This window comes from Actinoplanes flavus (assembly GCF_017592555.1).
GTDB lineage: Bacteria > Actinomycetota > Actinomycetes > Mycobacteriales > Micromonosporaceae > Actinoplanes > Actinoplanes flavus.
Genome location: NZ_JAGFNS010000024.1, coordinates 1 through 13200 on the forward strand (window position 1 = coordinate 1; position 13200 = coordinate 13200).

The 13200-nt window shown below is 70.7% G+C and carries 9 protein-coding genes; 5 read left to right on the forward strand and 4 right to left on the reverse strand.

Features of this window, described 5'->3' with window-relative positions:
• A partial coding sequence (locus J5X75_RS30460; RefSeq protein ID WP_208470987.1) for a hypothetical protein occupies window positions 1–213 on the forward strand: 213 nt, incomplete at its 5' end.
• Window positions 214–290: 77 nt separating this feature from the next.
• The gene (locus J5X75_RS45645; protein ID WP_208470988.1) at window positions 291–2510 is read left to right on the forward strand and encodes a HoxN/HupN/NixA family nickel/cobalt transporter; all 2220 of its coding nucleotides are present in this window, start codon (window positions 291–293) and stop codon (window positions 2508–2510) included.
• A gap of 64 nt (window positions 2511–2574) precedes the next feature.
• On the opposite strand, the gene J5X75_RS30470 is transcribed toward J5X75_RS45645, so the two are convergent.
• From J5X75_RS30470 to mmsA, 3 genes are all read right to left on the reverse strand, one after another.
• A complete protein-coding gene (locus J5X75_RS30470; RefSeq protein ID WP_208470989.1) occupies window positions 2575–3672 on the reverse strand; it encodes a substrate-binding domain-containing protein in 1098 nt (365 codons plus the stop codon).
• Window positions 3673–3679: 7 nt separating this feature from the next.
• Window positions 3680–4975, reverse strand: a complete 1296-nt coding sequence (mmsB, locus tag J5X75_RS30475; RefSeq protein WP_208470990.1) for a multiple monosaccharide ABC transporter permease — start codon at window positions 4973–4975, stop codon at window positions 3680–3682.
• A gap of 73 nt (window positions 4976–5048) precedes the next feature.
• Entirely contained in the window at window positions 5049–6569 is a 1521-nt protein-coding gene (gene mmsA, locus J5X75_RS30480; RefSeq protein ID WP_238490116.1) for a multiple monosaccharide ABC transporter ATP-binding protein, read from the reverse strand.
• Window positions 6570–6793: 224 nt separating this feature from the next.
• On the opposite strand from mmsA, the gene J5X75_RS30485 reads away from it, so the two are divergent.
• Entirely contained in the window at window positions 6794–9574 is a 2781-nt protein-coding gene (locus J5X75_RS30485; RefSeq protein ID WP_208470991.1) for a hypothetical protein, read from the forward strand.
• A gap of 5 nt (window positions 9575–9579) precedes the next feature.
• On the opposite strand, the gene J5X75_RS30490 is transcribed toward J5X75_RS30485, so the two are convergent.
• Window positions 9580–10836, reverse strand: a complete 1257-nt coding sequence (locus tag J5X75_RS30490; protein WP_238490098.1) for an MFS transporter — start codon at window positions 10834–10836, stop codon at window positions 9580–9582.
• A gap of 341 nt (window positions 10837–11177) precedes the next feature.
• Here J5X75_RS30490 and J5X75_RS30495 point away from each other — a divergent pair, with 341 nt between their 5' ends.
• Together J5X75_RS30495 and J5X75_RS30505 are read left to right on the forward strand one after the other, a co-directional pair.
• Complete coding sequence (locus tag J5X75_RS30495; protein WP_238490100.1) at window positions 11178–12539, forward strand: sensor histidine kinase; 1362 nt, start codon at window positions 11178–11180, stop codon at window positions 12537–12539.
• Complete coding sequence (locus J5X75_RS30505) at window positions 12536–13198, forward strand: response regulator transcription factor (RefSeq protein ID WP_208470993.1); 663 nt, start codon at window positions 12536–12538, stop codon at window positions 13196–13198. The genes J5X75_RS30495 and J5X75_RS30505 overlap by 4 nt, the downstream gene beginning before the upstream one ends.
• Window positions 13199–13200: the final 2 nt, after the last annotated feature.

Consider the following 13200-nt stretch of genomic DNA (forward strand, 5'->3'; position numbering starts at 1 on the left):
GCGATCATGACGGTGCCGGCGGCGACCGGGGCGATGAGGGCGGTCACGGCGATGCGGCGGAGAAGCTTAGGCAAGATCGGTCCTTCCGGGGAAGTGTGTTCCGGGCTCACCGTTGACTTCGGCCCGGTGCGTACCGGGGTGATTGCCGGGCCGGTGTACGTCGGTCACCGTCCGGTTGCCGCAGCGCAGGCGCGATGTGTGTCAGTTCAGTGACGTACGGCAATCCGTGCGGCCGCCGGCCGCGAATCCCGTTCGCCAGTCGAGTGGTGATCGGGCGAAGGGAAGCCGACATGGCGGACAAGGGGAACCGGGGATCGCTGGCCGTGATGGCCGGTGTCGTCGTGCTTTTACACCTGGCCGGATTCTGGGCACTCGACGGACTGCCGCCACAGTTCCCACTCGGGGTCTTCGTCGTCGCCTACCTGCTGGGCATGCGCTGGGCCTTCGAACCGGGCACCACCGCCGCGATCGACCGGGCCACCGCGCAGATCCCCGGCCGCGGCACGACGGTGGCCGGATTCTGGTACGCCCTCGGCTTCTCGACAGCGGTCTACGTCATGGCGGTCCTGTTCACGATGGGCCTGCAGATGCTCGCCTGGCGCGACCGGCCGGTGATCCTGGACGGCTCGTTCACCGGCGTCTTCCTCGGCATCTTCGGCATCCTCCAGTTCGTCGCGCTGATCGGCGCCGTGCGGATGCGGCGCGACGGCGCCGAGCCGCCGACCCGGCTCGGTCGCCTGCTGGGCTGGGTACGCCGGTCCTGGCACCTGTACCCGGTCGGCCTGATCCTCGGCTTCGGACTGTTCCTCGCCGTCGAGGTGGGCCTGCTGATCCTCGCGGCAGGGCAGTTGACGCTGATCGCCCCGATGTACCTGACCTGGGTGCTGCCGATGGTCTTCGCGGCCGGCATGTCCCTGGCGGCGACCGTGCAGAGCGCCGCCGGCGACCGCATCGAGGCGCGCCGGGCCGTCCTCGACATCGCGCTCACCGCCGTGACCGCACTCGCCGCGCTGATCGCCGCCGCCATGCGGGTGTTCGGCCCGCTGCCCGACGGCGCCGTCGGCGCGTTCTTCACCTTCCTCGGCAACCTGTTCCTGGCTGCCCTGCGCCTGCTCGGGCGACTGCTGAACTACCTGCTCGACCGGCCCGGGCTGCTGCTGCTCCTGCTGATCGTGCTGGTCGCCGTGGTGGCCTTGCGCCGGCGTGGCAAGGGAGGCGCCTCCGGCGGCGCCGCCCCGGCGAGGAGCGCCCCGCAGGCGACCGGCCGGAGCGCTCCGCGGGCGTCCGGCCCGGCGAAACCCGGCCTGGGTGACCGTCTTCGCCAGGCGCTGCGCGACCGCAAGGAGGCCGGCGCCCGCAAGAAGGCGGTCCGGGACCAGGAGAAGCGGGCCCGGGAGCGGGAGAAGGCCGCCCAGCGGGCTCGCGAGGAGGCAGCCGCCCGCAGCGCGGCCCCCGCCCCGCGCCAGCCCGCCGGTCCGGGCGTCTACGCCCAGGGCCGTGCCACGCCCGGCGACCGGCCGCGGCCGGCCCGCGCCGCCGCCCGCCCGGTCTCGGTGGTCTCCCCGCAACCGGCGCCCGTTGCCGCACCTCAACCCGTTCGCGCCAGCGCGGCCGCCAGCCCGCCGCCCGCACGCACCACGGCCGCAGCACGCCAGGGACGGTCCCCGGTCGCGCAGCCCACCCCGGTCCAGCCGGTGGCGGCCGCGCCGGTTGGCCCGTTGGTCCAGCCGGTGGCGGCCGCGTCGGTCGGTCCGTTGGTCCAGCCGGTGGCGGCCGCGTCGGTCGGTCCGGTGGTCCAGCCCGTAGCGGTCGCTCCCGTGGTGCAGCCGGTCGTCTACGGCCAGCCGGTGATCGCCCAGGGCGTGGTCGCCGACCTCGATCACACCGAGCCGATCGTGGCGGAGCCCCTCCCGCGGGAGCAGACCGGCATCGCCATCGTCACGGGGGCCGGTGCCGGCCTGGGCCGGGCCATCGTGTTGGGCCTGGCCGGCGCCGGGTACGGGATCCTCGCCGCCGACCTGGACGCCGACAGCGCCGCCGCCTGTGCCGCCCAGGCCCGCGGCTACGGTGTGCCCGCCCAGGCCGTACGCCCGGATGTCCGCCAACCCGGTCACCTGGAGCGGATCGTGGCGGTGGCCGACGAGTGGGGCGGCCCGGTGGTTCTGGTCAACGCGGGCGCCGGCGGCTGGCCCAGCCCGGTGCCGGGCCGGACCGCCGAGATGCACCTGACCGACCTGACCAGGGAGTCCATGCGGATCCGGGGCGGCGGCGCGATCCTCAACGTGGTCCCGTCGGCCTCCGCCGACACTCCCGCCCTGGTCCGATTCACCGCCGACCGGGCCGGGGACCGCGACGGCGTACGGATCATGTGCCTGACCACCGACCAGCCGTTCACGACACAGGACGAGGCGGTGACCGCGGTTCTGGACCTGATCCGCCACGGCCGGGCCGGCACGGTGGTGGCCCTGCAGAGCTGGAACCCGACCCCCGGGACCGTCCCACTGCCGTGAGCACCGGCTGGCCGCTAGAGCTGTTTCGAAGGGCCGGAAACAGCTCTGGCGGCCGGCTGAAGGGCTACTTGGTGAGCGGCGACAACTTCGGATCGTCGGCGTACGCCTCGGCCGCGTTGGCCTTGGTCACGATGATCGGCGGCAGCAGGTAGGCCGGAACCACCTTGACCCCGTTGTCGTACGACTTGGTGTCGTTGACCGTCGGCTGATTCCCGGCCTGCAACGTCTTGACCATGTTGACGGTCTCCGCGACAAGCTTGCGAGTGTCCTTGTTGATCGTCGAGTACTGTTCACCCGCCATGATTGACTTGACCGACTCGACCTCGGAGTCCTGTCCGGTCACGATCGGGATCGGTTTCCCGGCCCCCTTGATCGACGTGATGATCGCCCGGGCGAGCGTGTCGTTCGGCGACAGCACCCCGTCGAGCGTCTTGTCGCCCGCGTAGGTGGAGTTGAGCAGCGAGTCCATCCGGCTCTGCGCGTTCTCCGCCTTCCACCCCTGCGTCGCGGTCTGCTTCACGTCGGTCTGACCGGAACCGACCACCACCTCACCCCGGTCGATCAGCGGTTTGAGCACGTCCATCGCCCCGTTGAAGAACACCCCGGAATTGTTGTCGTCCGGCGATCCGGAGAACAGTTCGACGGTCCACGGCCCGGTGGCCTTCCGCGATTTCATCCCGTCCAGCAGCGCCTGTCCCTGCAATTGCCCGACCTTGAAGTTGTCGAACGCGATGTAGTAGTCCACGTCCGGCGTGTTGGTGATCAGCCGGTCGTAGGCGACGACCACGGCGCCCGACTGTTTCGCCTGGGCCACCTGTGTGGACAGCTGCGCGGCGTCGGTCGCCCCGATCACGATCACCTTGGCGCCCTTGGTGATCATGGCGGTGATCTGCGCCTGCTGGTCGGCGACCGTGGTGGACGCGCCCGCGTACTGCACGTCGGACTGGAAGCCCGCGTCTTTCAGCCCGTTGGTGAACAGGTCACCGGCGAGCACCCAGTTCTCCGACGTCTTCGAGGGCAGCGCCACGCCGATCAGCGCGTCCGCCGCGAACCCCTTCTCGGGCGCCGTCGAGCCCGATTCCCTGCGTTCCGATCCACAGCCGCTCGCCACCAGGGCCGCGACAAATCCAACCGCCAAAACCTTTGTGAGAGAGGTACGCATGAAGCGATCACCTTCCTGGCAGAAATTCGGTTTCACGAGTCGAGGTGTCCCGCGCGAGGGTCCGCGGCGGCTCGCGGCGGAACGGGCGCATCAACGATCCGATGACCGAGAACCGCCCCTGCTTCTTGTTGTAGACATCGAGCGCGACCGCACCGAGCAGGAACAGCCCCTTGATGATCTGGACCATGTCGGCGCCGGTGCCGATGAGCTGGAGCCCGTTGTTGAGCACCGCCATGACCAGGCCGCCGACGATCGAGCCGCTGACCGTGCCGAGACCGCCGGAGACCGCGGCCCCGCCGATGAAGACGGCCGCGATGGCGTCGAGCTCCCAGTTCAGCCCGTCCTGCGGCCCGGATGCCGCCGACCGGGCCACGAAGATCATCCCGGCGAGCGCCGCGAGGATCCCCATGTTCGTCATGACCAGGAAGTTCACCCGGCGCAGCTGCACACCGGACAGCTCCGCGGCCCGCGCGTTGCCGCCGACGGCGTAGATGTGCCGGCCGCCCGCCGTGTTGCGGGTGTAGAAGGAGTAGGCGATCACCAGGACCGCCAGGATGATGCCGGAGACCGGGAAACTGGTGCCGACCCGGCCGCCGGCGAAACGGAAGGTGGCGAACAGGATCACGCCGACCATGACGGCCAGCCGCACGGCGGAGACCCACAACGGGGCCGGTTCGGCGCCCTCCATCCGCTGCCGGACCCGCCGGGCGTGCCATTCCCGCCACACCACGGCCGCGCACAGCGCCAGCCCGAGCAGCAGGGTCAGGTTGTTGTAGCCGGTGTCCGGGCCGACCTCGGGCAGATAACCGGCGCCGATCGTCCGGAATCCCTCCGGCACCGGAACCGTGTCGGCGTTGCCGATGTACTGGTTCCCGCCACGGAACAGCAGCATCCCGGCGAGCGTGACGATGAACGCCGGCACCCCGATCCAGGCCACCCAGAATCCCTGCCAGGCGCCGATCAGCGCGCCGACGAGCAGGCCGAGCACGATGCCGGCGGGCCAGGGCAGTCCGTGTTCGCTGATCGCCTTCGCGACCACGATTCCGGTGAACGCGGCCACCGATCCCACCGACAGATCGATGTGCCCGGCGACGATCACCATGAGCATGCCGATCGACAGGATCGAGATGTACGCGTACTGCTGGGTCAGCGCGATCATGTTGCCCGATGTCAATGTCAGCCCGTCGGTCATGATCTGGAAGAAGGCGATGATCGCGATCAAGGTGAAGATCATGCCGAATTGGCGGGCGTTGGAGGTCGTACCCCCGAAGAGGTTCTTCTGCAGGTCTCCGCGTCGGCTCATGCCGTCACCTCCGCTTCGCTTCGGCGCCGCCATGAGTTCATGACTGAACTGAATGATTCGCTCGCAAGCTCGCTCATGTGGTGCGCATCCTCTTGGTGGAGGTCATCTGCTTCATGAGCAGTTCCGGGTCGGCGTCACGCCGGTCCATCTCGCCGGTGATCGTGCCTTCGAACACGGTGTAGATGCGGTCGCAGAGCCCGATCAGCTCGGGCAGTTCCGAGGAGATGACGATGACACCCTTTCCCTCGTCGGCGAGCCGCTGGATGATGCCGTAGATCTCGTATTTCGCGCCCACGTCGATGCCCCGCGTGGGTTCGTCGAGGATCAGCAGATCCGGATCGGTGAACATCCATTTCGCCAGGACGACCTTCTGCTGATTGCCGCCGGACAACCGGGTGACGCCCTCGTCCACCGACGGCGTCTTGATCCGCAGGGTGCGGCGGTAATGCTCGGCCTTGTGATATTGGGCCACCTCGTCCAGTACACCCCGCCGGGTGATCTTCGACAGTTTCGCGGCGACCACCGACGTCTTCACGTCGTCGAGCAGATTCAGCCCGATCGCCTTGCGATCCTCGCTGACATAGGCCAAACCATTCCGGATCGCGTCGGCCACGCTTCTGATCTCTATCTCCCGGCCGTCCTTAACGATCCGGCCACCGAGATGTACGCCGTACGAGCGCCCGAAAACGCTCATCGCCAGCTCGGTGCGCCCGGCGCCCATCAGCCCCGCGAACCCGACGATCTCGCCGCGCCGCACCGTGAAGGAGCTGCCCTTGCAGACCAGCCGCTCGGCGGAGACGGGATGCCGGACGGTCCAGTCCCGCACCTCGAAGAACACCTCACCGATGGTCGGCACGTGCTCCGGGAATCGGCTCTCCAGGTCACGGCCGACCATTCCCCGCACGATGCGGTCCTCGTCGGCGCCGGAGTCCGCCACCGTGATCGTCTCGATGGCGCGCCCGTCCCGGAGAATGGTGATCGCGTCAGCGATCGCCTCCACCTCGTTGAGCTTGTGGGAAATCATGATCGAGGTGATGCCGCGCTGCTTGAAACCGCGCAGCAGGTCGAGCAGGTGCCGGGAATCGGTCTCGTTTAGTGCTGCCGTCGGCTCGTCCAGGATCAACAATCGTACGTCCTTGGCGAACGCCTTCGCGATCTCGACGAGCTGCTGTTTACCCACGCCGATGTCCCGGACCAGGGTGTCCGGATCCTCGTTCAGCCCGACCAGGCGCATCAGTTCCAGCGCCCGGTGATTGGCCTCCCGCCAGTCGATACGCCCCCATTTACGGGGTTCGTTGCCGAGGAAGAGGTTCTCGGTGATCGACATTCCGGGAACCAGCGCGAGTTCCTGATGGATGATCACGATCCCGGCGTTCTCGCTGGCCCGGATGTCGGCGAACCGGCATTCCGCACCCTGATAGAAGATCGTTCCCTGATAGCTGCCGTACGGGTGAACGCCGCTGAGCACCTTCATCAAGGTCGATTTCCCGGCGCCGTTCTCACCGCAGATCGCGTGGATCTCGCCCGGCCGCACCACCAGACTGACGTCCGACAGCGCCGTGACGCCCGGGAACTCCTTGGTGATCGACCGCATTTCCAGCAGCGCGTGGCCCACGAATACCCCCCGAGTGCGTCTCTGTAAAGATCCACATCGATAAGTGGGATGTTTCCGCACTGTAAATCGAATTGTCGACAACCGCCATGGCGAAGCGGCCGATCACGGTTCCGGAACTCCGAAGCGCCGGTTGGACGAGGATTCCCGCCCCACGCGCATCTCCGGTCCGCCTCACCCGCCGATGGGGCTGCGACGATGAACCGGTGACCGACGATCCGGAGCACGGCGAGCGCTGGGCCGAAGACCTGCTGCGCCAGGGCATCGAGGAGAAGGACGTCGAGGCGGTACGCCAGGCGGGCGCGCTGCTGCTCGAGCTGCGCAACACCACGTCGCTGGCCGATCCGCGACAGCCACACTGGACACGGCGGCTTCTGGAGGTCTGCCGAACCGCGCATCACCTGACCGGCGACCTCTCGTACGCGCAGATCGCCCTGCACCTCGACCGCCAGATACGTGCCGAGACCAGGGCGGCCGGCGACGAGCGGCTCCAGCGGCTCACCGCCGCGGCGCACGCCCTGCTGCGACGGTACGACGACAGCGGATCCGTGGTGGACCTGGAATCCGCCGTCGAGTCCGCCACCCAGGCGCTCGCCGACGACGACCACCCCGGCCGGGCGGAGCTCCTGCACACCCTCGGTGTCGCGCTGCATCGCCGGTTCGCCCACCGCGGAGACCTGGCTGACCTGCGGCGGTCCGTCGAGACGTTGACCGCGGCGGTCGCGGTGGTGCCCGAGGGCAACCCGGACGAGAGCCGGTTCGGTGTGAGCCTGCGAGCGGCCATGCGGGAACTGCACGGCCATGATCCGTCGCAACCGCTCGAACCGGCCATCCGGCGGTCGGTCGACGAGGAGCCGCCGGAGCCGCCGGCCCCCTCGGCGACCGATGCCGTGGCACTGCTGGAACGGGCCGACCGGACCGGGGACACCGACGCGCTGGCGGCCGCGATCGAGCTGCTGGACGGTTCGGACGAGCCCGGCGACCTGACCAACCTCGGCATCGCCCTGCGGATGCGGTTCGGGCACACCGGGAATCCCGCCGACCTGGACGCGGCCGTGGACACCGGGCGGCGGGCCGTCGACCGGATGCCGGCGGACAACCGGATGCGGTACGTCGCGTTCGCCATGTACGGCGCCGCGCTCGGCACCCGCTACGAGCACACCGGCTCGGGCGCTGACCTGGTCGCGGCCGTCGACGCCGGACGGCAGGCGGCGCAGATGCTCGACGACGACGATCCTGCCCACACCCGCATCCTCTTCGGCCACGTCCGGACCATCCAGACGCAGCGCCCCGGCGGATACACCAGCCCGCCGTCCACCGGCCGGATGCTGCCGCCCCTGCCCGATCCCGCCGCCGAGTCCGAACGACGGGCCCGGACCGCCCTCGACCTGCACATCCGAGCCCAGGCGCTGGGTGACCTGGCCGTCCTCGAACCCGCCGCCGAACTGGCCCGCACCGCGGACGATCCGCACATGCTCAGCGTCATCCTGCACACCCGGCACCAGATGACCGGCGAACCCGCGGACTTGGCGGAACTCGTCGACGTCACCCGGAGCCTGGTGGCCGAACCGGACCCCGGCGATCCGAACGCCGCGGGCCGGCACACCAACCTCGCGGGCGCCCTGTACAGCCTGTTCGAGGCCGGCGGCGACCCGGCGGTCCTGGACGAGGCGGTCGCCGCCGCCCGCCGTGCCGTGGAACTCGGCGACGGCACCGACCAGTTGCCCGCGCTACGGCACAATCTGGCCAACATGCTCTCGTACCGCTATGAACGCACCCACACCGCGGCGGACCGGGACGAGGCTCTGGCCGCCGCCGCACACGCGATCGCCGACCCGGGGCACCGCGACTGCGCGTCCTGTTCGGAGACCAGCGGCCGGCTGCGGCACGACCGGTTCGAGGAGAGCGGGGACCCGGCGGAACTGGACCGGCTCGTCGAGACGCTCGCCGGCCGGCTGCGCCACGCCGACGGGCTGACCGACGAGGACCGGGCCCTCACCACCCTCAACCTGGCCACCGCGCTGCGGCTGCGCTACCAGCGCCGGGGAGTCCGGTCCGATCTGTCCGCCGCCGTCGACGTGCTGCGCGATCCCGGCGCGGACAGCGAGCATCGGGCCGCCTATCTCGTGGAGACGGCGATCCTGTGGCGTCTGCGGCTGGAAGCCGGTGACCACCTGGATCTCGCCCGGCTCGACGCGGTGGTGCACGACCTGCGGGAGGTCCTGCGCAGCCTCCCACCCGGTTCGGCGCGCCGGGAGGGCACGCTCACCACCCTCGGCCTCGTACTCATGCGGTGCTTCGAACACAGCGGGATGCGAAAGGACATCGACGCGGCGGTGACCGCTTTCGACGCCGCGGCCCGGCTCGGCGAGCAGGTCGGCAGCCACCTCGGGCTGGGGCTGGCGCTGATGGCCCGGCACCGGGCCAGCGGCGACCCGGGCGATCTGGACACGGCGATCGCGGCCGGGCGGCGGGCCGTCGCCATGCTGCCGGACGGGCACCCGGAACGGACGCAGGCGCTGTGCAACCTGGCGGTCGGCCTCCACCGGCGGAACGCGGACGGGGACCGGGCGGCGGCACGGGAAGCGTGGACGGCGGCGGCCTCCGATCCGGCCGGGGCCACCTGGGCACGGCTGCGCAGCGTACGCGGATGGGCCTCGTGTCTCACGGAGGGTGACGGACCGGCGGCGGCCGTGGAGGTCTATGCCCTGGGTGTCGAGCTGCTCGGGCTGCTGGCGTGGCCCGGACTGGCCCGCGGCGACCAGCAGCATCTGCTGGAACAGGAGGAATCCGGGCTCGCGCGGGACGCGGCCGCCGCCGCTGTGGCCGGTCGTGACCCCGGCCGGGCGACCGGATTCCTCGACAACGGGCGAGGGCTGCTCTGGGCTCAGGCGCTGCGGCTGCGTACCGAACTGGATCTTCTCCATCGTGCCCGGCCGGAGCTGGCGACGGCGCTGGCGCGGACGCGGGTCGCCCTTGGCGGCTGACCTCGTCAGCGCTGTTCGGCAGCGCCGTGTCCGGCCGCGGCCTCCGCTTCGTCCCGGGCTCCGCCGACGGCCGCCGCGCGCCTCGACCTGCGGACCGCCGGTCCGAAACCGATCAGCGCGGCGAGGAGCGCCAGGCCGGCCGCGACCGCCGGGGTGACATATCCGGCGCGCGCGCCCGCCGCCTCCACCGCCCAGCCGCCGATCGACGCGCCCGCCGAGACACCGATCAGCAGGCCGGTCACGGTCAGGGTCATGCCCTCGTTGATCCGCGCCGACGGCACCAGCTCGTGCACCAGGGTCATGCTCGTGATCATCGTGGGGGCGGTGGCCAGCCCGGCGACGAACAGCACCGCGGCCAGCGCCCACAGATTCCCGGCGAGCAGCACCGGCTGGATCAGCACGGCCATCGCCGCGACACACATCAGGAATCGGGCCGCCACCGCGCCGCGCATCCGCAGCGTCCCGAACGCCAATCCGGCCACCGCCGACCCGCCGGCGAACAGTCCCAGAATCACCCCGGCCGACGACGGATGGCCGAGCGATTCCGCGTACGCCACGGTGACCACCTCGACACTGCCGAAAACAGTGCCGGTGAACAGGAACGTCACCACGATCTCCAGCATGCCCCGCTCCCGCAGCGGCGACCGGCCGCGCTCCCGCACGCCGTGCACCGTCGGCTCGGTGCGGCGCTGCGCGGCCAGCGCCAGCGAACCGGACACGAACAGCACGATCGTCACGGTGAGGCCGGCCTGCGGGGCCACCGCCGTGCACAGGAAGGCGGCGATCACCGGGCCGGTCATGAAGCACAGCTCGTCGATCGTCTGCTCCAGCGCGTTCGCGGTGTGCAGCAGATCTGGCCGGTTCCGGTGCAGGGACGCCCATCTGGCCCGGACCATCGCGCCGAGGTTGGGGGTCGCGGCCGCCACCATGTTGGCGGCGAACAGGGTCCACGCCGGAACGCCGGCGCCCGCGCAGATCACCAGAGCCACCGCGCCGGCGGCGGAGAACAGGGCGGCCGGCACCGCCACGCGGGACTGGCCGTACCGGTCCACCCGCCGGGCGATCCACGGCGCGAGCAGGGCGGTCGCCGCCAGGCCGACGGCCGAGACCGAGCCGGCCAGGGCGTACGAGTCCCGCAGCGACGCCACCATGATCACGACGCTGACCCCGAACATCGAGATCGCCATCCGGGCCGGAAGGGCGGCGAGGGTGAAGGCGGCCGCGCCCGGCGTGGCGAAAAGGCGGCGGTACGACGAGAACAAGTGATCCCCCTCCAGCGGTCCGGGCCCGCCGATGCTCGCCGCTGCCCGCCGGGGTGTCATCCGAATTTCCACCCCGGACGGCCGAATCCACTCGATGCAGGAGGAACCCGATGCCCGGCACCCCGGCACGAGGGACACCGTCGTCATCACATTCGCCTCGACGATCGGCGCCGGTCTCTTCGCCGTCTCGCTTCCGGATCTCTTCCGGTACGCCCGACCCCGTCCCGCCGCAATCGGGACAGTTCCGCCCCGCGGCGCGATCTCGCTGCCCACTCCGGCCTGTGCCGCGCCCGCCGGGCTCAGAGCGATGGCCGGGGAGGGGGCTGGGCTACGCTCAGGACATGGCTGGATGGCGGTCGTGGGGCCGGAGGACCGACGCCGTCCTGGTGCCGGTGGTCGCCTTCATCGGTGTCGCGGGGTTCGTCGTGCAGTCGGGCGGCATCGACACTTTCGCTGAGTTCGGGGCGCTTCTCGCCGTACTGATCTCGTCGGGTCTTCTGATCCTCCGACGTCGTTTCCCGATCGCGGTGGGGGCCGTCGTTCTGGCCGCGGTCGCGGCCTACGGATTCCTGCTCCAGCAGCCCGGCCCGATCATGGTCGTCTTCGTCGTGGCGCTTTACACCGTGGTCGACGAGGGGCATGTCGCGGTCGCCGTCGGGCTGGGCGTCGCGTCGGTGCTGACCTTCGCGATCGCGGACAGCCTCACCCGGACCGGGGTGTCCGGGAACGGGGCCACCTTCCTGCACGCCGGATGGCTGGTCGCGGTCATCGTCGGGGTGACCCGCAACCGGCGCGCCTATCTCGCCGAGGTGGAGGCCCGCACCCGGGCGGCGGGGGAGCGGGCCGACGCGGAGGCGCGGCGCCGGGCCACCGAGGACCGGTTGCGGATCGCCCGGGAGTTGCACGACATCCTCGGCCACCACCTTTCGCTGATCAACGTGCAGGCCGGCGCCGCCCTGCACCGGCCCGATCCGGTGCGATCCGAGCAGGCGCTGACCACGATCAAGGAGGCCAGCCGGGAGACGCTGCGTGAGTTGCGTGCCGCGCTGAACGCCCTCCGGCAGGAGGGTGAGGCGCCGTTGAGCCCGCCACCCGGCCTCAACGGTCTGGCGGATCTGGTTACCGCGGCGGCCGCTTCCGGGCTGGCGATCCACGTCGACATCACCGAGAACCGGCCATTGCCACCCGAGGTGGATCTCGCCGCCTACCGGATCGTCCAGGAGGCGATCACCAACGTGGCCCGGCATGCGGCCGTTTCGGAGGCGGTCGTCCGGATCCGGCCGGACGGTTCCGACGTCCTGATCGAGATCGACGATGGCGGCAGGGGAACGCCGGACGCCATCCCCGCCAGCGTTGTCTCGGATGGTGTCGTTCCCGGTGGGGTCGTCTCTGGTTCCGTTCCGGGTAGCGCCGTCTCAAGTGGCGTCGTAGCGAGTGGCGCCGCCTCCAGCAACGCTGCCTCCAGCAACGCCGGTCCTAGTAGCGCCGGTCCTATTGGCGTCCTCCCGAAGAGCGTCCTCCCGAGCAGCGCCGTCGCGGCCGACAGCGAGCCTGGCAAAGCTGCGACCAGGGGAAACGGGATTCTGGGGATGCGGGAGCGGGCGCGGGCGCTCGGCGGTTCGCTGACTGCTGGGCCGGGGCCGGATGGCGGGTTCCGGGTCAGCGCGCGTCTTCCGCTGAGCCCCGACCGGATGCCGTCATGATCAAAATTCTGCTGGCGGATGACCAGACACTGGTGCGGGCCGGATTCCGGTCGATCCTCGAGGGCGAGGACGGGCTGGAGGTCGTCGGCGAGGCCGGTGACGGGGCCGAGGCCGTCCGGCTGGCGCGGGAGCTGCGGCCGGACGTGGTGCTCATGGACATCCGGATGCCGCTGCTGGACGGGCTGGCCGCCACCCGGCAGATCACCGGCGCCCGGGTGATCATGCTGACCACGTTCGACCTGGACGAGTACGTCTACGGAGCGCTGCGCGCCGGAGCGAGCGGTTTCCTGGTGAAGGACACCGAACCGGCCGAGCTGATCCACGCCGTCCGGGTCGTCGCCCGCGGGGATGCCCTGATCGCGCCGGCCATCACCCGCCGTCTGATCGCCGAGTTCACGGCCCGCGTCGCCCATCCGGACCCGGGTCCCCGGCTGAGCGCGCTGACCGACCGGGAACGCGAGGTGATGGCCCTGGTGGCGGCCGGCCTGTCGAACGACGAGATCGCCGCCCACCTGGTGCTCAGCCCGGCCACCGCGAAGACCCACGTCAGCCGGATCATGACCAAGACGGGTGTCCGGGACCGGGCTCAGCTGGTGATTCTGGCCTACGAATCGGGTCTGATCGTGCCGGGCTGGCTCGTCGCCACGGACCGTGACTGAGC

What these genes read in the sequence shown, in the direction of transcription:
- J5X75_RS30495 (WP_238490100.1), top strand. Translation starts at nt 11,178, where the DNA reads ATGGCTGGATGGCGGTCGTGGGGCCGGAGGACCGACGCCGTCCTGGTG.
- mmsB (WP_208470990.1), bottom strand. Translation starts at nt 4,975, where the DNA reads ATGAGCCGACGCGGAGACCTGCAGAAGAACCTCTTCGGGGGTACGACC.
- J5X75_RS45645 (WP_208470988.1), top strand. Translation starts at nt 291, where the DNA reads ATGGCGGACAAGGGGAACCGGGGATCGCTGGCCGTGATGGCCGGTGTC.
- J5X75_RS30505 (WP_208470993.1), top strand. Translation starts at nt 12,536, where the DNA reads ATGATCAAAATTCTGCTGGCGGATGACCAGACACTGGTGCGGGCCGGA.
- mmsA (WP_238490116.1), bottom strand. Translation starts at nt 6,569, where the DNA reads ATGCGGTCGATCACCAAGGAGTTCCCGGGCGTCACGGCGCTGTCGGAC.
- J5X75_RS30470 (WP_208470989.1), bottom strand. Translation starts at nt 3,672, where the DNA reads ATGCGTACCTCTCTCACAAAGGTTTTGGCGGTTGGATTTGTCGCGGCC.